Genomic DNA, 21984 nt, shown 5'->3' on the forward strand with positions numbered 1-21984 from the left:
ACTTGCACAATAACTGTGCTTGGTGAAAATAATATCGCTACCCGGTGAGAGGTCAAATAGATTTCCGGTTTCGGACGTAATCATTCATAATCGAACGCTGAGCTTTCACGAAGTCATCAATGCGGCTTCGTATGTGCGTTTTTTTTATTGGCCAGACATTTGTGTTGCGCAATGGTATACTGCCTGGGTATATATAGTATTATAGAATAAAGTAATCAACATGAAATCAGCTGCTATTCTTTTTATTTTTCTTCTGGCGATGATGAGTCCTGTTGTCGCACAGCAGACTACCTCACCAAGCCATAAGCCCGTGTCGGTAAAGGTTTTGGTTGATAGCCTTGACAAAGCTTTATATAGGACGTATATATTTCCTGAGAAATCAAAACTAATGAACGACTATATTAAAAGTCAGCTCAAAAAAGGTATATATAAGAACATCAAGGATCCACAACAACTGGCTGACAAAATCGCCAGCGATTTACAATTCGTACATAAAGATGGGCATCTGCGCATGCACTATGACCCTGAATTTTCTGCAAAGATGCGGGAGGAGTCGAAGCAAGCGGGCCCGCCCGATGAAACAGCCGCCATTAAACGCACGAAAGAGGAAAACTTTTCATTCAAGAAGGTTGAGATCCTCGATGGAAATATAGGGTATGTTCAGTTTCAGGGATTCAGTGGATTTATAGAAGAAGCAAAACCAACACTTTCAGCTGCGTTCAGATTTGTTGCCAATACCAATGCCGTTATTATAGACCTGCGCAAAAACGGAGGTGGAAGTCCTTGGATGGTAAAGCAGATCGCCAGTTATTTCTACCAGGAGCGAACACGCTTAAATGATATATATGAACGTAGAGGAAACAAAACAATGGAGTTTTGGGCCGAGCCGGAACTTGCCGATACGATGAAGTTGTCGATGCCTGTCTATATACTCACCAGCAAAAATACATTCTCGGCAGCAGAAGACTTCACTTATGCCATGCAAGTGAACAAGCGTGCCATAATTGTAGGAGAGACAACCGGTGGCGGGGCACATCCTACAGGACCGGTAGATATAGGGCAGGGGTTTATTATGGATATACCTTTCGCACGTTCAATTAATCATATCACGAAAACAGACTGGGAAGGTACAGGCGTTGTGCCGGATGTAGCCGTATCTGCGGATCAAGCCTTACTCAAAGCACAGTCCCTTGCCCTGGATGTCCAATTGACCGAAGCAAAAACCGAAGAAAAGAAAAAGCAAATTCGTTGGTCCGTCAATGCATTGAAGGCGCATGATTATGACCAGACTGTTGATGCTACTTCTTTTCCCTCGTATATAGGAGAGTATGGGAAATTCAATATCGTGTTAAAAGAAAATCAACTTTACCTGAATGATTTTTTGGGAAGAACATTTCGTCTCAAGCCCATAGGGGGAGCGTTGTTTCTGGCAGACGACTGGCTGCAGGTTGAATTCTTGTCATCCTCTAATACAATCTCATTGAAGTTGCTGGGTAAACCGGGATGGGAAGATATATATCAACGAACAAAATAATCACACATAGACAGTGCAACTTGATTAGACATCATGAAGCCTGGCAACTGTTGAGCATCTTCAGCCCAATGTAAAAGGCATTTGTCGGGGATTAAATTAACCCCTATATTTAACAAGAGTAGAGTAGGTGTACACCTTGCTTTTCTACTGAAGAATGTCCTTTACCCAAACTGCTGTGCAATGAAGTATCTGAACCCGAGCCATCGCACTATTATCCTTCTTATAATCTTATGTTGCTGTCAAAGCAAAAAAGAACAGGCGCAGTTTCAACAAGAATTAAAATCCATCAATCTCACCCGGGGAGAAATTACATTGTGTGGCTCCGAAGCAGGACAATTCGGGAAAGTATCATTCAGTCTGGGGTGTAGTGAAGATGTAAAGGAAGACTTTAACCTGGCAACGGCACTTCTTCATTCCTTCGAGTATACGGAAGCAGAAAAAGTTTTTGTAAAAGTAATCGACAAGAATCCGGAATGTCTCATGGCGTACTGGGGTGTGGCCATGAGTAATTTTCATCCGCTGTGGGCTCCACCCACCAAAGAAGAATTAGAAAAAGGTTCGGCTACAATCAAACTCGCGCGCACACTTAAAAACAAATCATCCAAAGAATCAGATTACCTGGAAGCGGTTGCAACCCTGTATGATGATTGGACTACGCTGGATCACAATACACGACTTCAAAAATTTGAGAAGGCAGCAGAAGGTATCTATACCAAGTATCCTGACGATAAGGAAGCCGCTATTTTTTACGCGCTCGCCCTCAGAGCAGCAGCAAGTCCTGCAGATAAAACATTTGTCAAGCAAAGGAAGGCCGGTGATATATTGAATGCTATGTTTCCCAATGAACCTGACCATCCGGGTATAGCACATTACCTCATCCATACGTACGACTATCCGGAACTGGCGGAGTTGGCATTGCCGGCAGCCAGAAAGTATGCAGCTATAGCCGCTACTTCAGCACATGCTTTGCACATGCCATCACATATTTTCACCCGCCTAGGTTTGTGGGACGAATCTATAGAGTCAAATATAAATTCGATGTCGGCAGCAAAATGCTATGCAGAGAATTCCGGTATGAAAGGGCACTGGGATGAAGAGCTTCACGGCCTGGACTACTTGGTATATGCTTATTTGCAGGAAGCGCGAGACGAAAAGGCAAAAGAACAATTAGTATATCTTCAATCGATGAATGAAGTGGTGCCACTCAACAATAAAGACGCCTATACATTTGCCGCAGTACCCACGCGCTATGCACTGGAACGTAAGGATTGGAAACAGGCAATGGCGCTCGAGTTGAAGCCAGCGGATTTTCCATGGGAGAATTTTCCCTGGGAGCGCTCCGTTGTTTCATTTGGCAAAGTATTGGGCGCTGTTCATTTACGCAATGAAGCAATAGCGAAAGAAGCTTTGGCTACATTATATACCAATCATGAAAAACTTATAGAGAAAAACAAAGCCTATGAGGCCAACCAGGTGCAAGTTCAGATCAAGGCGTCAGAGGGATTGATTCAGTATTTGCAAGGGCATAAAGATGAAGCGATACGACTCTTGGCCGAGGCTGCCGCCTTGGAAGACGCCACTGAGAAACATCCGATAACACCTGGAGAAGTTGTCCCTGCAAGAGAATTGTTAGGCGATGTATTGATGGAAATGAAAGAGTATAGCAAAGCATTGGAGGCATATGAAGCGAATCTGAAACGCCATCCCGGAAGATTCAATGGGCTGTATGGAGCCGCACAGGCTGCGCAAAAATCAGGTGACATTAAAAAAGCAACCACATTCTATCAGCAACTCATCGCTATAGCAAAACTATCCGATACCAAAAGGCCTGAACTCGCAACCGCGGAGTCATTTCTAAAACAAAACATATAGCTTGTCAATTTATAGACTATAGCATTATAAGTACAGTATAGAGCAAGTTATTCACCGGGTTTCAACTGTTCATTTAAAGAGGAGCCAAGCATTGGTGTTTGAGGACCCTTTAGTGATTTATTGGCTGAAAACAAAATACATGAAACCAACTTGATAAGGTTACCTTTGCATCCATTATGCAAAAGAATTTAAATGAAGTACATGCCGAGTTTTTGAAGAACCTTTCTATTGCCCAGCTTAATCCTATGCAGGAAGCTGTCATTGAAAGGGCCTCGTCAGTTAACAATCTTATGCTTGTATCACCAACCGGTACGGGTAAAACGCTCGCATTTTTAATAGCTGTATACAATACGCTGAGAACAGAAGACAAAGGAGTACAGGCCATCATCGTTGCACCATCCCGTGAGCTTGCTCTTCAAATCGAGCAGGTGTTCAAGAGTATGAAAACAAACTATAAATCAAGCTGCTGTTATGGAGGGCATGCCATGAAGCTGGAACAAGATAGTTTACGCGATGCACCAGCTGTACTCATCGCTACTCCCGGAAGACTCGCAGATCATATCGATCGCGAATCGTTTGATCCTACCACTGTAAAAACCATTGTGCTCGATGAGTTTGATAAATCATTGCAGATGGGTTTTCATGAGCAGCTCAAGATGCTTTTCAAATCCATCAGCGGAAAGCAACAACATATACTTACCTCTGCAACCCCGATGGATGTGTTGCCTGATTTTCTTCCTTTCAAAAAAATAGAAACATTAAACTATACCACCAAGGAAGTTGATACAAAACTTCAATTGAAACTGGTGCGCACTAAAAGTGCAGACAAAGTAGAAACGCTTATGCGACTGGTGGCTGAATTTAACCAGGAAGTTTGTGTTGTATTCTGCAATCACAGAGAAGCCGTTGAACGCATCAGCGCACTCTTCAGGAATCATAAATTTGAACATGGTATTTTACACGGAGCCATGGAGCAGATCGACCGCGAAAAGAATCTTATAAAATTCAGAGGCGGAGCGCACAATGTGTTGATCGCTACCGATCTAGCTGCACGCGGACTGGATATACCCGAGATCAAACACGTGGTGCATTATCAGTTGCCGCTAAAGGAAGATGCATTCATCCATAGAAATGGACGCACTGCGCGCATGCATGCGCATGGTGAGGCATATTTGCTTCTCGCCGATGATGAATCATTGCCGGTATATCTGGATCAATCCATTGAAGAAGTTACCGTGAATAAAACATTGACGCTGCCGCCACCCCCTGCCTATGCGTGCATCTACATCAGCGCAGGTAAAAAAGACAAAATCAACAAAGGCGATATTGCCGGAATGCTTATGAAGAAGGCAGCATTGCAAACCGATGATGTCGGCTTGATCACCACACTGGATCACTCTTCCTATGTTTCTGTCAAACGGTCACTGGCAGATAAAATACTCGCTTCCATAAAAGACGAGCGATTGAAAAAAATGAAAGTGAAAATTGAAATCGCCAATTGAATTTAGACTATATATAGTATTATATTATTTGTTACAGGATATAGTGGGCGTGTCCTGCGTTGCCAAGCCTTCGTGAAATACTTCAGGTAAGGTAACGCAGGCCGCGCTTTCGCTACTCGCCAGCCTGCCGCACCGCCCACTTCGGGCTCAAACAAAAACGCTCAATCGCTCACGCGGGTATTATAACGTATACGTATTTGTAGTATACATTACTTTAAAAGCCACGCAAATGCATCGTGCATAAATTCGCTGCACTGGTAATTATCGACACCCTCCCAACTCGTCATATATAGCGACACCATGCCATCACCCATCGCTATAATTTTTCCACCTTTCTTCAAATCTATATATGTGCCAAAGGGATGCTCCTCCGTCTGGTTATTAAAACAAAATGGTGTGCCTCCTTCCAAAAGCCGTGCACCGTGATACGGAATTGGCAACCCTTTTTCAGTCATCAGCCCGGCCTTCGTATGTCCTCCTGATTTTTCAACAGGACTCGGTCCGCCAAACTTTATTCCTGTACTACCCAGAAGATCGTTTACGTTCGTCTGTTCAAGTGTAGACCAATAGTCAGAGTCCATCACTACAAACAGAGATCCTCCATTGAGCAAGTATTGTTTTATAGCCTTCACTTCATCAGCACTATATTTCGCAGAGGGTATATGAACAAACAGTATATTACTCTTGGCTAATAGGTCCGGTGTAATGTTCTCTTTTACATAGCGTACATTTGCATTCAGTGAAGTCGCATTCTTTACCAGTTCACCATTCATATACTTTATTCTCGCCACCAGGTTCGTATCTATTCCAGCCATGGTCGTGGGATCGTTCCAGAATTTTTGTCCATGGGCTACATCCACCAGAATTTGTTTCCTGGCAGCAGACGGTTGGGCAGGCAGCGCGTGTAAACAAAAGACAAACGCTAACATCAGTAATGCGCTTCCTATAGCGCGGGGTGTATTTTGTTGTTTCATCATGCAGGTCTTTACGTGCGTCAAGCATCCAATCATGGTGCCAAACGAATAGGGCCACCGTAACGCCATTTCCACGATTCAATGTATAGCACTGTCCAACTATGCGAAATACTGTTCGGACGTGGAATGAATTATTCAATAAGCACTTCGTTTTCTTTTTGTGGATTATATTTTAATAACGTTGCAACATGAATAAATGCTATACCAGTAATTCCGTTCAACAAGACGCTGCTCATTAACACCGTGCTAAGCACGACATACGTTTCAGAATGGTACCTTGCGTATACTCACAACGTTGTTTTATGCTTTATCAAGTGTATATACTATATGGGCGCATATGTAAGTTTCAACTCGTTGTGAGAAGAAAAAGAATAAATGCTCATATTTGCTTTTATTCTTTACAATCTGAGCATAGAGCAAGCATCCCTTCCAAAGGTTAACCTGTAAAGGGATGCTGCGCCATACGAAGATAGTTTGCCTGTATACTTAACTTCCCCCAATGAGATCACGATTTTACCTCCTGTTATCTGCTTTAATTTTTATTCTCGCGATTGATGCCTGTAACGATGATATTACGGACGAAGCCGGCATTAAAGAGCCTGATCCGGTAACCCCTGACTTAACCGTAAAGGTAACAGCATCCGTAGCGGGTTATGTGATCGATGAGAGTGGAAGTCCGGTTGTATATGCAAATGTACTCGCCGGTGAAAAGCAAGTTTCAACAGATGAATTCGGTTATTTCAAAATTACCAACACATCACTGGCAGAATTTGCGGGCTTTGTGAAAGTGTCCAAGAACGGTTATTTCGAAGGGTATGAAACCTTCGTACCGGAAGAGGGCAAGCAGACTTTTGTGCGCGTTAAACTTCTGGCTAAAACGGATGTTGCTATAATCAACGCCACCTCGGGAGGTACCGCTACGACCATAGACGGTGCCACGGTAAGCCTACCCGCCAACGCAGTGGTAGTAGCCAGTAACAATACTTCCTATACCGGTGAAGTGCATGTCAATGTTCGGTTGATCAATCCTTCGGATTCTCAAGACAACGATCTGTCTGCAGATAAACCTGGAGACTCGCGCGGTATCAATGAAGAGGGCTATATCAAAGCATTGAAATCATTCAGCACGATCGCTGTAGAACTCCTAGCCAGCAACGGGCAGCTGTTGCAAATCGCTGCCGGCAAATCGGCAACCATCACACTCCCTATACCATCTGCTTTGGAAGCCGATGCTCCTGCCAGTATAGATCTGTGGTCTTTCGATACTGCCACCGGATTATGGAAGAAGGATGGCTCTGCAACGAAAACAGGCAACAACTATGTTGGTACGGTAACACACTTTTCGTTTTGGGAAGGTGCAGAAGGTATACCCCTGGTAAATTTCACCGCGCGCATTGTTAATGCTTCGGCACAGCCCCTTGCAAATGTCCCGGTAACAATCACCATCGCGGGTATGCCCAAGAATGCAGGCCATGGACGATTCGGTTATACAGATGCCAACGGGTATATAACGGGAGCCGTATTTGCAAACACAAACCTGGTACTGGACATCGCTACTCCTTGTGCTATATCTGCCTATTCACATGAATTTGCAACTGCCGCTGCAGACATCGATCTGGGTACACTGACAGGAAACCTCGGACAAAACATGGTAACGCTTAGCGGTACCGTTGTGAATTGCAATAATCAGCCCGTGACCAACGGCTACATACAAACTTATGACAACGGGTTTTATAACCGGATAGCGATAAACAACGGGGCCTTTACATTTACCGGCCTGGTGTGTACCAATACAGAAGTAAGTATTGTTGTCGTTGACAATACAACGCTGGTACAAAATATACCCGAAACGGTAACTATCAATCCCGGAGCAAATAACCTCGGCACGATAACCGCGTGTGGCACCAGTACCGTAGGGTATATTTACTATATCATCGATAACGATTCCCTGGAAATACGAGAGCCAGCCGATACACTGGGTGCCTATAACCTTGAACCTGATGGAGCATGGACACAAATCCTGACGATGAGTGGCAATCCTAACGAGGGGCAAAAGATGGCGTTTCAATTTGATGGTAGCACCACTACCGGAACGGGTCATAAATTAACGGAAGTATTTTCAACAGCTTTTCCAAGCGGTCGCGGTTACTGGCCTGCACCGGTCACGGTCAACATTTCAGAATATCAATCGGTTGGAGGTTTTATAAGCGGAAGTTTTTCGAGCAACATGCTTGATTTCGCCGACAACTCTATTCACACCTTTTACTGCAGTTTTCGCGTAAGGCGAAGAGTTTAAAACATGGGTCTTGTAATCCTTATGGTGCACATGCGAACGTGTCCCTGCTTTTAACTTCTGTTACCAGTACGGAAGTGAGGGACGCGCCTCCATTAGTCATAACTTCCATGCCGTTTTAGATTTATTTTTAATATCAATTTATGATTTCGTTGGTCTTAAAAGATCCACCACTTTAAAGCTTGTCTTATAACGAATGACTCGGAACTCATCCTAACTGGGGAACATGTGCCTATACATCTACACATCGTTATGTGTTAGTCTCGATTTAATAAAAATCATGCCTGCTATATCTTCTGTAATGTAGAAAAAAATTCTCATCATCCTTTGATGAATGTTTCTCCATTTATATTTTCGCTGAGTCACTTTCTTCAGACAGAAAGTATGTATCTTTTCAATGAATATATACCTGTATACATAATACCAGGTATACTGTATGAGCAATACTCAACTAACACCAACCCCTGATTATATCATCCAGGCGAGCACTTCATGCCTGCCCGGCCCCTTACTATATTTTCCAAAGAAAGCATTTGTGCTAATGCTGTACTTGATTTGCTTTACAGTACAGGTATATGCGCAATCATCCTGCAATTGTCCCACACCGTCTGAGTGCAAGCCCTGTGCTGGAGGTATCAGCCAGTTAACCCTGCGCTACAATGGCTTTTTCCCTGCATTGGTTCTCATTCGTGATAATGGAGGAGCTATTTTCATCGAGACCCTTCAACCCAGCGAAGTATTTACCGTCTCCGGTCAGTCCAATGGAAAATTCGCAGCCAATCAAATCTATATCTTCGCCAATGGAATCTTCAGTGCTGAGATCAAAGTAAATTGCTCAATGGAGTTTGATCCAACCGCTTCGATCGGGTGGTTCACCATCATGGGTGCCAGGAGCAAAGATGGTGGTACCCTCTGCTGTACGGCCAGTGCAGGTGATGCAGCATCTCCCGTTATATCCGGCTGTCCCGCTGATATAGTGATTGCAGCCACATCTCAGTGTACGGCATCGGCTACATGGCAAGAGCCCCGGGCAGAGGATTGTCATTTAAAAAGCTTTACCAGTACAAAATCATCGGGTGCTACATTTCCGATCGGTACCACACGTGTAACCTATACTGCTACGGACGCCAGTAACAATAGCTCGACCTGCAGCTTCAATGTGGTGGTGCAGGATAAGTCTGCACCAGCAGTCAGCAATTGTCCTGCTCAAATTAACATTAAGGCTGGTGATAACTGTAAGGCAAAAACGACCTGGACACCGCCAACCTTCACCGATAACTGTGGTGCTGTAACCGTTACCAGTACCCATACACCTGGGAGCGAATTAAATATAGGCACTACCGAAGTAATATATACTGCCCGGGACAATGCCGGAAACCGTACACAATGTAAATTCAATATAGTCGTAGAAGACTCCTCGGTTCCTGTAGTTGCTACAAAGCCCGAGGATGTGGTCGTACCAGCAGATGGCAATTGTAAAGCTGCTGCGTCATGGACTCCGCCTACCTTTACCGATTGCAGTTCCGTCACAATCACCTCTTCACACAAACCTGGAAGTATATTTCCAATGGGCACAACAGAGGTAACGTATACTGCAAAAGATAAAGCGGGTAACACAATCCGGTATACATTTGATGTCACTGTAAAGAGCGCAGCAGCCCCCGTCTTTTCAGCTTGTCCATCGGATGTTCTCATCAAGACCACCGAACTGTCAGGTGCGGAAGCGATGTGGGAGCCGCCTATCGCCAGCGATGATTGTGAAGCTCCGGTAATCACGGCCTCACATGACCCAGGTACGTCATTTCCCATTGGGAACACAACCGTTACGTATACCGCTATCGATCAATCCGGTAATTCAACAACGTGCAATTTTACGGTTAGTGTTCAGCTTGAGGATGCCGAGCTTAGCATTCCACAAATCATAACTCCCGATGGCAACGGCGTTAACGATGCCTGGCAGATTGAGAATATCGGACGATATCATACCAACAAAGTTGTTGTAGTCGACCGGTGGGGAAGTGTTATATATAGCGCGAGTAATTATAATAATGATAATACAATTTGGGATGGTCGCGATGCCAGTGGTAAAGTTGTGCCTACCGGCACCTACTTCTTTACCATCTCGGTACGATCGGGTGATTCATGGATTGAGAAGAAAGGCTTTATTGAAATAATCCAATAACCGATGCAAAAGGCCGTTACTTCACCTATACATTTTTTGATCTGTTTGATACCGGTATGTTGTATAGCAAGTATAAGCGCACCCGTTTCAGCTCAACAGAAAGAGCAGTTTACACAATATATGTTCAATGGTCTCATACTCAATCCTGCTGTTGCCGGAAATGACGAAGCCCTGAGTATAAGTTTTATAAACAGACGTCAATGGTCTTCTGTCGATGGGGCTCCTGTAACGCAGACCCTCTCGGCACATACCTTGTTTGACAACAAGCATACCGGCGTTGGTATATCTCTGGTAAATGACAAGATCGGTGTTCATAAAAACCAAAGCTTTCAGGGAAGTTATTCATATCGCTTGAATGTGTCAGAGCATGCGTGCCTGGCCATGGGATTGCAGGCAGGATTAAATGCATATCGGTCTGATTATAGTTCTCTTCTGGGGTCAGGCTTAACTGATCCCAAGGTGTCCAACGGAAGTATATCCAGCACAGCCTTTACCGTGGGAGCCGGCTTATTTTACAGGAACTCCAGATTTTCAGCCGGACTGTCTGCACCCGAGATCGTTCCGCATAAAATATCCGTCAGCGATACAATGCAAATTTCCTGGCAGAAGTCCCAATACTTTCTTTTTGTCAGATATAGTATACCGTTGAATGCGACTCTTGAGCTCGAGCCAAGCATGTTGATTAAATATATGCGGGGTGTTCCGGTGTCCTATGACGTGAATGCCTGTTTGCTTATCAAAGAAGTATTGACACTGGGGATGTCTTACCGGAAGCAGGAATCCATTGATTTTTTAATGAAAGCACAGGTGACGCCACAGCTTCAGGTGGGTTACTCGTATGACTATGGTACGGGTAAGCTATCGCGAGGAGCAGGAGGAACACACGAGCTTTTGGTGAACTATATATTTAAATATACCAAGACCAACGTAGCCTCGCCACGTTGATTTTTTAAACGATGTCTATGTACATACCTGGTAAGATCAAGTATGCTGTTGTCTTTTTACTAGCGATTGCTATATCCGATTTTTCCGTTGCCCAGGAAACCGTGTTCTCTCTTTTCAAGACAAACGATGCAAAGGCAGATCAGTACTTTCGTGACGGGCAATATAAAAAGGCGATTGAACTATATAATAAGCATCCTGAAAAGCAAGGCGATGATGACATCTGCCTGCAGCTGGCGCGCGCCTACCATTACGTGAACGATCCGGTGCAAGCAGACGTATGGTTTAAAGAAGTCATCGGCAGAGAAAAAACACTTCCGGTGGCGGACATGTATCTGTATGCTGAAACGTTGAGTACCCTAAAATTATATGACCAGGCTATCGAGTGGTATAGTCTATACCTTAAAAAAGAACCATCAGATCCGCGCACTATAAAGAAGATTTGGCAGCTTCGTAACCGGAAATATTTGTTCGAGGACTCCGTTCACTATACGGTCAAATCACTCGCGATAAATTCCCTGTCAGGAGAATTTGGAGCCGTGCCCTACCAGGACGGGCTCATTTTTATCTCCAACCGTAAACGCAAGAGTTTCATTCATTCGACCGATGCCAATGGTGAATCATTCTATAAAGCATACTATAGCAAACGCGTAACGGATACGCTACACGGCCCGTTAACCACCCGCTATGATGAGCCATCTCAGTTCTGCCGCGAGTTGCGTGCAGCCTTCCATGAAGGACCCGTTACACTATACGATGGCCAGAATAAAATGCTCTATACTGCCACTTCATCGCAAAAGGAAAAGAGCAAGCGTGTGCTGCAGCTATATTTTGCAGAACAACAAGATGGAAAGTGGCGTATCATGGAACCATTTCCCTTTAATAGCACAGAATATTCCATCCAGGATGCAGCCATGAGTAAAGATGAAAAGATACTATATTTTTCTTCTGATATGAAAGGAGGGATGGGAAAGAGAGATCTATACCGGTCAACGCGCGTGAATAATCAATGGACGAAACCCGTTAATCTTGGCGAAGCGATTAATACATCGGGTGATGAGTCCTTACCCTTTATAGATGAGAATAATACGCTATACTTTTCTTCCAATGGACATGCGGGTCTGGGCGGAATCGATATTTTTAAAGCACCCGTAATGGCCAACGGCTTTGGCGAAGTGACCAATATAGGATACCCGGTAAACACGAATTTTGACGACTTTGGTATATATCTCGAAGATGATGGTACCCATGGATTCTTTACGTCGAACCGACAGAACCGAAACGATGATATATACGAGCTGGATATTGATCTGCAAAGCTATCCATTGGTAGTAAAAGGTGTGCTGAAGTATAAGGAAGAGAGCTGGAAGGATTCAACGGAACTTAAAATCTTTTCACATGCTCAGTTATATCTTATAGACAATTTCAAGAATGCATCTGTCAGTACAACTTCATCCAACGACACGGGGACTTTTTCTCTTACCGTGCCGTACTCCAGTCAGTACAGAATTAAAGTAGTGGATACCCGGACGGGTGATGAAATGTTTGTAGGGTTGGAGCTCTCCAAGCGGAAGGTTACGGAAAATATATATGAAATAGTGGTTGTCAAGAATGCCTTTAAAGGCGTTGTAAATCCAAAGACTGTAAAGTAAGTTCGAAACAAATGAGTATGAAGGAGCGTGTTAAATATATATTATCGGTAATGGTGTTGTCCATGGTTTGTGTTATGCTGCAGGCGCAGGATAAGAACCTCATCCAGATCAAAGCCTTTGATCAGCAGCTCGCGCCACTCACGCACATCAAAGTTTCCATCAACGAAAAGGAATATATATCCCTGGAAAACAAGGGCGGTACATTTCGTGAAGTACCCAACGAAGATCTCCCGCCCCGGTCTGTTAAAATTAATGACGAAACCCTTGAGGCGGAATCGTGGAATTATAGCAAAGGTATATTATCGATCATGGTGCGAAAGAAAAGTTACAAGAGCCAGCCGATAACCGTGATGACGATGGACCATAAACCACTGCCGCGTGTCACGGTCACCTTTCATGGCGCCAAGAACACAGAATCCATTACCAATGCACAAGGTATATTTATACTGCCATTGGCTTTAAACGAAGAAGCACCACAGGCCACACAATTTGCTATAGCCGGCTATAAAGTAATGCAAATGACTTCTTCGAAAGAAGGGAAGATTCTTCTTGTTGAATCACTGAAAAAGAACAAGATCCTGCCAGCGGAAAATGTAGCACAAAAAGATATACTTGCCGACTTTGATATCAACCAACTGGATTCGATTCGTTCACTTACTGTTTTCTATGCCGTATTTAAAAATATAGAGATAGCCTCATTACCCTTTGATCAAAAAGAACGCGTTGATGCCAAGTTCCAGCAACTGGTAAGACAATTGAAGAATGAACAGAAGACTTCTTTTGTAGGAAAGATTTCCGATTCCTCTTTTGTGCGCACGGACGTTGAAAATCTGTTGGCACAAGCACGCTATGAAAATGATTTGTTAGATAATCTGCGATCTGACTTCGAAAAGAAAATCGGAATCATCAACGAAAAACTGACAGGAGGCGCCTCCAGTCTTGATCAGGCTACACGCGACAGATTGCTGGATGATCTCAATACATTGGAGCATGTATTAACGGAGAATGAAGATAAATTTTACAAGAATTTATCCAGCTATAAAATCATATTGTCATCCCTTAAGTCTTCTTTTTTCGACATACAAAACCTGGAACAAAAACTGGAGGTAAGCGAAAGTAAAAGGTTGGAGGAGCAGAAGACGTTCCGTCAACAGATTCTTATTGTAGTTTCCATCACACTGGTGTTTGGTATACTGGTGATCTTTTTATTTTACCTGCGCATGAAGCTTAAGAAACAACAAAAAAGTTTAATCAAGGCGAATGATGAGGTTACCAGAATGAATGAGAATCTGGAAGAGCTCGTCTCAGAACGTACGCGACTTTTGATTCATGCAAATCGTGAGATGGATATATTTCTATACAGAGCATCACACGACCTTCGAACTCCGATATGTTCTATTATGGGCCTTTGCAACATCGCCCTCCATAGCAGCAGTGCAGAATTACCCGAGCTCGTAAAGCGAATGTCCTATACTGCAGTACGTATGGACAGGATGCTTAAAAAGCTCCGCGTCATCAATGAGATCAATCAGCCGGGTAATTATTCCATCATTCGGTTTTCAGAAAAAATAGAATTCCTGCGTCAGGAATTCAGCCAGGTCATTGGTGATCATGCGATCGATATATCTTTTGATTTTGAACCCGATCTATCATTCTATTCATATCCTGCACTCATTGACACGATCGTATACAACCTGCTGGACAACGCTTTCTTTTATTCAAGCTTAAAGCCCGGCAGCCAGCCAAAGGTATATTTACAGGCACGTATCGAGCGCGATAATCTCGTTATGCGTATTCGTGACAATGGTGTTGGTATAATACCTGAGATTCAAATGAATCTTTGGGATATGTTCTTTGTCGGGAGTGAACATTCGAAGGGTAACGGCTTAGGTCTATACCTTGTATCGAAGTCAATTCAAACCTTGGGTGGCAGTATAGACATTGATACGCAGCCTAATGTATTCACAACGTTTACCGTTAGTATTCCGGTAAACACTGAGCGCGTAACACGCATTGCCTCCGAAGCTCAAAAAACAACCATGCTCGAACTTGTCTGAGCATGGTTGAGATACATGAAACTAATTTTCAAACTGAATTGCCTCGAATAATTAGGTATATATATAAGTAGATAGGAGAGAGCTTATACCTGCAATACACTATCTCACAGAGATCGTTCCTTCAACGCCTTCTTCGAGTGTCTTGCCCATCACGGCAGAGGCCGCGATCTTGATCATAGAAACAAGTTTCCCGTCCTTGGTGTCCCAATAGAATCCTTCCTCTGGGGTAACTTTAATAACCGAAACACGTGGGTCGTTTTTTCCTTCCGGGAACCATGCCTTCGCTATATCTGTCCAAAGCTCATCGATTTTTTGTGGATCGCGCGTAATGGAAGCCTTACCATATACAGTGAGAAATTCGTAGTCAGAAGTATTGAGAAAAAACAACTGGACTCTGGGATCTATTGAGATTTCCTGATTCTTGTCACTGTCCACCGCGCTTAGAAACCAAAAGTTACCCTGGTCGCATACTTTCTGAACACTCATAGGTCGCGTTGTAAGCGGAACCTGTGTCAAGCGCGTTGTAAAAAGACATGTTGCTTCATGCTTTACCAGTTCCTTAAATTTATCAATTGCTTCAGCGTGTGCGAGGTTCTTTATTTTTGATGCATTGTTTTCCATAATGAATATTGTTTCCTTCTTTAGACTCAAACACCATTCCCACGCATAGGCTATACATTGTGTTTAATTTTTACAAGGAGAATCTGGCAAATCGACACATAAGCTTAAACAAACCCTATTTTTATACTGCACTTGTAGAAATTCTTGCGCGCATCAGAAAGATTGTTTTAACAGAGAAATTAAATCATATATTGTAGATAATTAAGTATAGCTAGTCTCTTATAATGTACATCGCGAGCTTTCCTATTAGTGCTAAACATAAATCTATATGATCCGTGTCCTGATTGTATTGGTTGTAATCACTCACTCCACAGCCTTTTGCCAAAAAGTATATACGCTTAAGGATCTGTTTACCGACACGAAGATAACGTGGTATGGTATTGACTATACCCGTGCCGAGATGGTTGGAACATTCACCAACAAAGACCTGCATGATTATTACCGCGGCTGGAATTCACTCATCCTCGTTGAGTCAGAGAAGTATAATGTAGCGGGCGCCATACAGCGAAGCGCAGTCACTTTCGATACAGCTTCGGTCGCACAACTGAATGCATCATCAATACCGATGGTCCGCAGCGTTCCAAGCGACAGCACACTGGATAAGTCCGATATCGCGGCCATGGTGGCAGCATACCAGGGAACGCAATCCGATGGTATAGGGCTGGTATTTATAGCCGAGCGGTATCAGAAGGCAAAACGGGAAGCGAATCACTATGTGGTATTTTTTGATATAGCCACGAAAAAGGTATTGATCTCACAGCGATACACCACAGCTCCTGATGGTATAGGGATTAGAAACTATTGGGCTCCGTCTATCCGAACGGCTATAAAATTGTTAGCTTCCAACTATAAAAAGTGGAAGAAAAAGTATGGTGAAGCTGCCTAGAGTTATGCTATAGTAACTGCAACAGTACTTTAATCATTCCGCAAATTCTTTACCGGGTTTTGAATCGATGCACGGAATGTCTGCGAGATGATCATCGCAAGACCAATCAATAACAGAAAGCCGAACGCCGTGATTGCTGAGCCAGCACCAAAAGAGACGCGATTGGCAAAATTCATCAGAAAAAATGTACTCAGAAGATAACCTATAGGTATAGCAATTATACCTGCGATCACCAGAAGTTTTATATACCCTTTGGATAACAGATTGATTAATTGCCCCACACTTGCACCGATTATTTTCCGAATGCTAATTTCTTTTCTGCGCGTCTCTACCGTAAAGACTACCAATCCCAGTAAGCCAAGGGAAGCAATGGCCACGGTCATGAAGGCAAGAAAGCCTAGCAAGGAAATAGTTGCTGCTTGATCGTAGCGCCTGGCGTTTTCTTTATCGAGCCAGGTATAGGTAAAGATGCGGCCGGGATATACTTTACTCCATACTTTTTCCAGCTGGTAAGTGGTTTGTTGTAGTGCATTCGGATTGATCTTCACCATCAGGTTCTGGTTTGCTGCCCGGTTACGAAGAGCCATAGGTGCAATAGCATTGGCAACACCCTTGTTGTAAAAGTCTTTCACGACACCCACAATGCGTAACTGAGCACTGTCGATCCACACTGATTCACCCACTGCTGCATGTATATTCTGAAAGCCCAATACGTGAACAGCTTTTTGGTTGAGAATAATAGACTGCTCACGACTTTCGGTATAGCTATCAAAGTTAGCACCTGCCACTATCTGGAGTTCATTTATAGGTATCGCGCCAGCGTCACAAAAGTAATAGTCAATTTTTACGGAGCGCTGTGAATCGTGCGAGAGCCCTATATTTGCAGAGCCCGTAGGATGGTCACCGAAAATAGATGAGATTGAACCCACTATCTGTACACCGGCTATACGGGTTATTTCATTTCGAAAAGAATCACTTTCTTTAGGCTGCACCGGTATAGCCACTATATTTTCTTTTGTAAACCCTTGGTCAGCTTGTTCCATAAAAGAGAACTGCCTATAGAAGGCCGTTAAGAAAATAAGAACGACCAGTGAAATTGAAAATTGAAATACCAGCAGAATTTTTCGCAAGGTCATTCCGCCCATAATATTCTCTGTCATCGTATTTCGTAACATCTTTACCGCTTTAAAAGACGATAAGATCCACGATGGCATAACGCCCGCTAACAGCCCTGCGAATAAAGCAAAACCGGTGAAGGATAAAATCAGAATCCAGTCGACAGATGTTTCAGGTATAAATTCATAACCATCGTTAAAAGGTTTATACTCCAAAATGAACGATAAGATTACAGAGGCCAGGAGCAGAGCGAAGAAAGATAATACAACGGATTCTACTATATACTGAAAAAAGATTTGCGAGCGCTTTGCACCAGCAATCTTACGAATACCAATTTCACGTGTGCGGGTAAGCGAGCGCGCAATAGAAAGGCTTGTATAATTAAAGCAGGCTGCCAGCAATATTATAAATGCCACAGTACCCTCGGTAATAATTTTGCCCCAGGATGCTGCTCGGGCAAAGTCATTGTAAAGCGTTCCCCAATTCGGAGATATAGCGGAAAGCTTTTGTGTTTTGAACCTAAATATACCATGGTCTGAATCCTGATTGATGTCCCCGGCAACCCTGTCCAGGGCTGACTGCAGTTTTTCCCGCGACTGGTTCTCATGCAGTACAATATAGGTATAGCCGCTTTCAAAGGAATTAAACGTCTTCGATTTAGGTGGCAACTTACCCAAAGCTTCCAGCTTATCAACCGTAGTATAGGATATATATACATCGTTACTGATGTGTGTCTTGCCGGGAGCTTCCGCCAATACACCGGTTATCTGAAATACCCCCAGCTTCTCAAGGGTTAACAGTTTGCCAACCGGGTTGTTGGTGCCGAAAAATTTCTCTGAAGTTGATCTGCTTAACACGACACTGAAAGGCTGGGAAAGGGCAACTGCAGCGTTGCCATGCAAAAGCTTAAACCCAAAGGCATCAAAGAAAGAACTTTGTGTAAAACTTCCAGACACCACTATATCTTTCGCACCATCTGTTGCAGATTCATGAATGACAGGGTAAAGATTTACGGATGCAGCAGCCAGCAACGTATCCCGTTCAAGAATCTCCTGTAAAGGAAGCGGTGTACTTGCCAACTCCCACGATAGTTTTTCAGGGTTGGTAATGTGCGAGGTAATCCTATAGGTATATTCCGGATGCGGATGAAACTTGTCGAAGCTAAGCGAATCTTTAACACGAATCATTACCATCATACCTACAGACATAGCCAGTGCCAGCCCGAAAATATTAATGAATGAAAACAGTTTGTTCTTCAGCAGACTGCGCCACGCAATTCTAAAATAGGTTCTGATCATAGAGGGGGGTCTTTCTGGTTTGGTCATTGCCAACAATCAAACCAGAAATAAATATCGCGATTTGCCGGTCGTCTGGCAACTATAGGTTGGTACGAGCGGTTCGTTACCGAACGTCATTGTTCGATTCCGGATTACTTTTCTGCATGTTTCAGAACTCAGATATAGACCTGTTAATCATACCTTGAAGGACCTTTATGTTAGCATACCCGTTGTAAAATAAAAAGAGGAAACTGAAACGGATTTCAATTTCCTCTTTTTGTTTTATAGCAAAAGGCTTCTCCTAAGCGATCTGACAGAGTCGCCTTAGTAAATGAATTGTTCCAGCACAATCATTCCGTCTTTCACTTCATAGAGCATGATCTCGTTAATCTGGATCCTTCCCAAACCGTGTACAGTAATATCCACTTCACGTGTAACAGCAAAGTGATTTCCTGTTACGATGGGCGCAGAAGTATATCTTCTATGCACTGCCTCGATCCGGGCTACAAATTCCTCACCTTTCTTACGAACCGCGGCCTTACCTTCTGCATAGCCGAAGTAAGGTGAATCAACAGGGTCTATACTTCTTACAGTATCGGCAAATAATTCTTCCTGAATCTCGAACCACTTTTCTTGTTGAGCAAGTTCATTGAATCGTTCCGCAGCCTCCCGCGTGGTCATTGTTGTAGTACTTGTTGTCATAGTGCTATAGTATATATTGATAGTTATAATGTATACATGGCTATAGACCGACTTACATCTGTTATCGCTATAGTATAGTCATGCGTGGTAATCAAATCATTTAGTTCTGCGTTGCTTTGTGTTCAACTTCTTCTTTCACTACATTAGGTTGGCCTTTGCCGGTTGTGATCAAGGGCAACAAGCTTTTCAACAAGTAGTAGTTCCATCCATTGGTACAATCGCTGAAACATTCAAGTTCAGGAACCAGGCCGATGTGTATGAAAGTGATCTTTGTTTTTGTTCCTTCAGCGGAAATTTCAAAACTGTTTTTCGTTCCCGTCCACTCGTGCTTGTCACTGTGAGAACCAAGGTTGCTATCGGTTACCAGCCAAAGAACTTTTTTGTCAGGAACTACTTCCAGCAGCTTATGTTTTGAGTAATGTACATCTGCGAAGCGAACTTCAAATTCATCGTTTACCTTTTGCGAGTTGCCTGTAAAGTCTTCTGACCACCAGCCGCGAACATTGTTGATAGCGTTGAATACTTCGTTTGGAGATTGATTAACCAAAAACGTTATCGTTAAATTTTTATTTTCCATGTCGTAGTTTGTTTAGTGTGGTATATACATCGCTATAATCGTTATGCTCTTTATTACTGTAATTTCCATTTATCAACCAACTCGGCATTGAAGCCTGCACCTTCTTTCGGGTTGGGTTGTCCTTTGCCGGTAGTGATCAAGTCCCGTAAGCTGCCATTTATATAGTTGCTCCATCCTTCTTTACATACATCGTAACACTCATAGTCGGGGACTAAACCTATATGTGTGAATCGGAGTTGTGTCTTGTCGTTCTTCCTTGAGATTTCGAAGCTTACTTCTGTATTCTTCCATTCACTCTTATCTATCGTGAAACTAAAGTGATTGTCCAACACAAGCCAAACTACTTTGGTCTCGGGCACAACTTCAATCAGTTTCATTTTACAAAAATGAACGTCTTTATAATGGTAGGTAAACACGTCGTTGACTTTTTCTGTACCTCCTTCAACTTCTTCTGACCACCATGCGCTAACATTGTTGATGGCATCGAACACTTCTTTCGGAGATTGATCAAACAATAGGGTTGTGGTGAAATCCTGATTTTGCATAGTCGTATTTTTTTCGTTTCTGATTACATTAAAACATATATCAAATGTATAGTCTAATAATTACTTGGAAGGGGTGTAAAATGGACTTTCTGACGGGTTGATTTGGACATGTGAAATTTCCACCTTTGTAAAAAAAACGTCCATGAAACATCTCACCATCATCGTGCCTGACGGACCCAACAACCTCAGCAGTATAGTCGGTGCTTACAAGATATTCACAAGAGCCAATGAATACTGGAAGAAAACAGGGAAGAAGGAGTTGTTTAAAATTCAGTTGGCCGGTATTTCCAAGAAGGTAGAATTCTATGAAGGTTTATTTACTGTTAAACCACATACCAGTATTTCCGCTATAGCCAAAACGAATCTCATTATCATTCCTTCTTTGAATCATAATTATGAAAAAGCCGTAAAGGGAAATAAAGCGGTTATAGACTGGGTTGAGAAACAATATAGGGCGGGTGCTGAAATAGCCAGTATATGTACCGGTGCTTTTATCCTGGCCTCGTCAGGTCTGCTGGATGGGAAAAGCTGTTCTACCCATTGGGCAGCTGCCGATAATTTCAGAATGATGTTTCCCAAAGTAAAGCTACAAGAAGATAAATTGATCACCGATGAAAACGGAATCTATACCAATGGAGGCGCCTATTCATTTCTCAATTTAATGATATACCTGGTGGAGAAATATTATGATCGGCAAACTGCTATATTTTGCTCCAAGGTGTTTCAAATAGAAATCGACAGACAAAGCCAATCTGCCTTCACCATTTTCACTGGACAAAAAGTACACGGTGATGACATGGTTAAAAAAGCACAAGCCTATATAGAAAGTAAATTACAGGAAAAAATATCCGTTGAACAGCTGTCTTCCAGGTTCGCTGTCGGCAGACGAAACTTTGACCGAAGGTTTATCAAAGCCACCGGAAATACACCGGTGGAGTACTCACAGCGCGTTAAAATTGAATCAGCCAAAAAATCATTTGAGTCGACACGCAAAACCATCAACGAAGTAATGTACGATGTTGGATACTCGGACGTAAAGGCGTTCCGGGAAGTATTCCGTAAAATTACCGGTATGTCACCTCTGGAGTATAGGGCCAAGTACAATAAAGAGGCCGCGGTGTAAAATGACTATATCTATATTTTAAATCCATTTCAAAACGCTTTATCAGATACACCAACAAGAGTGCTTCAGATCATAATTTTACCAAACCAGCCAATGTCTTTTAGATTTTGATCAACCTTGTAAGTTCTA

The 21984-nt window shown here is 43.1% G+C and carries 16 protein-coding genes; 10 read left to right on the top strand and 6 right to left on the bottom strand.

All coding sequences use genetic code 11. The features are described from left to right. The first annotated feature begins 220 nt into the window (after positions 1–220). From B5Y40_RS11880 to B5Y40_RS11890, 3 genes are all read left to right on the top strand, one after another. Positions 221–1534, top strand: a complete 1314-nt coding sequence (locus B5Y40_RS11880; RefSeq protein ID WP_079686868.1) for a S41 family peptidase — start codon at positions 221–223, stop codon at positions 1532–1534. A gap of 180 nt (positions 1535–1714) precedes the next feature. Beyond that, positions 1715–3406 carry a tetratricopeptide repeat protein gene (locus B5Y40_RS11885; protein WP_079686869.1) on the top strand — a complete coding sequence of 564 codons (1692 nt, stop codon included), beginning with the start codon at positions 1715–1717 and terminating at the stop codon, positions 3404–3406. Positions 3407–3582: 176 nt separating this feature from the next. After that, entirely contained in the window at positions 3583–4908 is a 1326-nt protein-coding gene (locus B5Y40_RS11890; RefSeq protein ID WP_079686870.1) for a DEAD/DEAH box helicase, read from the top strand. A gap of 209 nt (positions 4909–5117) precedes the next feature. Here the strand turns inward: B5Y40_RS11890 and B5Y40_RS11895 are convergent, their stop codons facing one another. Continuing rightward, a complete protein-coding gene (locus B5Y40_RS11895) occupies positions 5118–5885 on the bottom strand; it encodes a Gldg family protein (RefSeq protein ID WP_159453679.1) in 768 nt (255 codons plus the stop codon). A 496-nt stretch (positions 5886–6381) separates the two neighbouring features. On the opposite strand from B5Y40_RS11895, the gene B5Y40_RS11900 reads away from it, so the two are divergent. From B5Y40_RS11900 to B5Y40_RS11920, 5 genes are all read left to right on the top strand, one after another. Continuing rightward, the gene (locus tag B5Y40_RS11900) at positions 6382–8178 is read left to right on the top strand and encodes a carboxypeptidase-like regulatory domain-containing protein (protein WP_079686872.1); all 1797 of its coding nucleotides are present in this window, start codon (positions 6382–6384) and stop codon (positions 8176–8178) included. 433 nt (positions 8179–8611) lie between these two features. Continuing rightward, positions 8612–10357, top strand: a complete 1746-nt coding sequence (locus tag B5Y40_RS11905) for an HYR domain-containing protein (protein ID WP_079686873.1) — start codon at positions 8612–8614, stop codon at positions 10355–10357. 3 nt (positions 10358–10360) lie between these two features. After that, the gene (locus B5Y40_RS11910) at positions 10361–11302 is read left to right on the top strand and encodes a PorP/SprF family type IX secretion system membrane protein (RefSeq protein WP_079686874.1); all 942 of its coding nucleotides are present in this window, start codon (positions 10361–10363) and stop codon (positions 11300–11302) included. Between the two features lie 17 nt (positions 11303–11319). Then, the gene (locus B5Y40_RS11915; RefSeq protein ID WP_079686875.1) at positions 11320–12951 is read left to right on the top strand and encodes a tetratricopeptide repeat protein; all 1632 of its coding nucleotides are present in this window, start codon (positions 11320–11322) and stop codon (positions 12949–12951) included. A 17-nt stretch (positions 12952–12968) separates the two neighbouring features. Further along, entirely contained in the window at positions 12969–15008 is a 2040-nt protein-coding gene (locus B5Y40_RS11920; RefSeq protein WP_159453680.1) for a sensor histidine kinase, read from the top strand. A gap of 99 nt (positions 15009–15107) precedes the next feature. Here B5Y40_RS11920 and B5Y40_RS11925 read toward each other — a convergent pair whose 3' ends face one another. Continuing rightward, a complete protein-coding gene (locus B5Y40_RS11925; protein ID WP_079686877.1) occupies positions 15108–15629 on the bottom strand; it encodes a pyridoxamine 5'-phosphate oxidase family protein in 522 nt (173 codons plus the stop codon). A 268-nt stretch (positions 15630–15897) separates the two neighbouring features. Between B5Y40_RS11925 and B5Y40_RS11930 the strand changes: the two genes are divergently transcribed. Continuing rightward, positions 15898–16515 (top strand): hypothetical protein, encoded by a 618-nt coding sequence (locus tag B5Y40_RS11930; RefSeq protein WP_079686878.1) that lies wholly within the window; start codon positions 15898–15900, stop codon positions 16513–16515. A 29-nt stretch (positions 16516–16544) separates the two neighbouring features. Here B5Y40_RS11930 and B5Y40_RS11935 read toward each other — a convergent pair whose 3' ends face one another. From B5Y40_RS11935 to B5Y40_RS11950, 4 genes are all read right to left on the bottom strand, one after another. Further along, on the bottom strand, positions 16545–18929 hold the full coding sequence (locus B5Y40_RS11935; RefSeq protein ID WP_159453681.1) for an ABC transporter permease: 2385 nt from the start codon (positions 18927–18929) through the stop codon (positions 16545–16547). Between the two features lie 303 nt (positions 18930–19232). Then, positions 19233–19610, bottom strand: coding sequence for a SnoaL-like domain-containing protein (locus B5Y40_RS11940; protein ID WP_079686880.1), 378 nt, complete (start codon positions 19608–19610; stop codon positions 19233–19235). Positions 19611–19710: 100 nt separating this feature from the next. Then, on the bottom strand, positions 19711–20187 hold the full coding sequence (locus tag B5Y40_RS11945; RefSeq protein ID WP_079686881.1) for an SRPBCC family protein: 477 nt from the start codon (positions 20185–20187) through the stop codon (positions 19711–19713). 53 nt (positions 20188–20240) lie between these two features. Continuing rightward, positions 20241–20732 (bottom strand): SRPBCC family protein, encoded by a 492-nt coding sequence (locus tag B5Y40_RS11950; RefSeq protein ID WP_079686882.1) that lies wholly within the window; start codon positions 20730–20732, stop codon positions 20241–20243. Positions 20733–20874: 142 nt separating this feature from the next. Here B5Y40_RS11950 and B5Y40_RS11955 point away from each other — a divergent pair, with 142 nt between their 5' ends. Continuing rightward, positions 20875–21855, top strand: a complete 981-nt coding sequence (locus tag B5Y40_RS11955) for a GlxA family transcriptional regulator (protein WP_079686883.1) — start codon at positions 20875–20877, stop codon at positions 21853–21855. The last annotated feature ends 129 nt before the right edge of the window (positions 21856–21984 follow it).

Source organism: Ohtaekwangia koreensis (assembly GCF_900167975.1).
Classification (GTDB): Bacteria; Bacteroidota; Bacteroidia; order Cytophagales; family Cyclobacteriaceae; genus Ohtaekwangia; species Ohtaekwangia koreensis.

Coding starts and splice junctions, on each gene's coding strand:
- B5Y40_RS11900 (WP_079686872.1), top strand. CDS start 6,382: ATGAGATCACGATTTTACCTCCTGTTATCTGCTTTAATTTTTATTCTC.
- B5Y40_RS11950 (WP_079686882.1), bottom strand. CDS start 20,732: ATGCAAAATCAGGATTTCACCACAACCCTATTGTTTGATCAATCTCCG.
- B5Y40_RS11955 (WP_079686883.1), top strand. CDS start 20,875: ATGAAACATCTCACCATCATCGTGCCTGACGGACCCAACAACCTCAGC.
- B5Y40_RS11910 (WP_079686874.1), top strand. CDS start 10,361: ATGCAAAAGGCCGTTACTTCACCTATACATTTTTTGATCTGTTTGATA.
- B5Y40_RS11880 (WP_079686868.1), top strand. CDS start 221: ATGAAATCAGCTGCTATTCTTTTTATTTTTCTTCTGGCGATGATGAGT.
- B5Y40_RS11905 (WP_079686873.1), top strand. CDS start 8,612: ATGAGCAATACTCAACTAACACCAACCCCTGATTATATCATCCAGGCG.
- B5Y40_RS11930 (WP_079686878.1), top strand. CDS start 15,898: ATGATCCGTGTCCTGATTGTATTGGTTGTAATCACTCACTCCACAGCC.
- B5Y40_RS11895 (WP_159453679.1), bottom strand. CDS start 5,885: ATGATGAAACAACAAAATACACCCCGCGCTATAGGAAGCGCATTACTG.
- B5Y40_RS11935 (WP_159453681.1), bottom strand. CDS start 18,929: ATGATCAGAACCTATTTTAGAATTGCGTGGCGCAGTCTGCTGAAGAAC.
- B5Y40_RS11915 (WP_079686875.1), top strand. CDS start 11,320: ATGTACATACCTGGTAAGATCAAGTATGCTGTTGTCTTTTTACTAGCG.
- B5Y40_RS11925 (WP_079686877.1), bottom strand. CDS start 15,629: ATGGAAAACAATGCATCAAAAATAAAGAACCTCGCACACGCTGAAGCA.
- B5Y40_RS11945 (WP_079686881.1), bottom strand. CDS start 20,187: ATGGAAAATAAAAATTTAACGATAACGTTTTTGGTTAATCAATCTCCA.
- B5Y40_RS11920 (WP_159453680.1), top strand. CDS start 12,969: ATGAAGGAGCGTGTTAAATATATATTATCGGTAATGGTGTTGTCCATG.
- B5Y40_RS11885 (WP_079686869.1), top strand. CDS start 1,715: ATGAAGTATCTGAACCCGAGCCATCGCACTATTATCCTTCTTATAATC.
- B5Y40_RS11890 (WP_079686870.1), top strand. CDS start 3,583: ATGCAAAAGAATTTAAATGAAGTACATGCCGAGTTTTTGAAGAACCTT.
- B5Y40_RS11940 (WP_079686880.1), bottom strand. CDS start 19,610: ATGACAACAAGTACTACAACAATGACCACGCGGGAGGCTGCGGAACGA.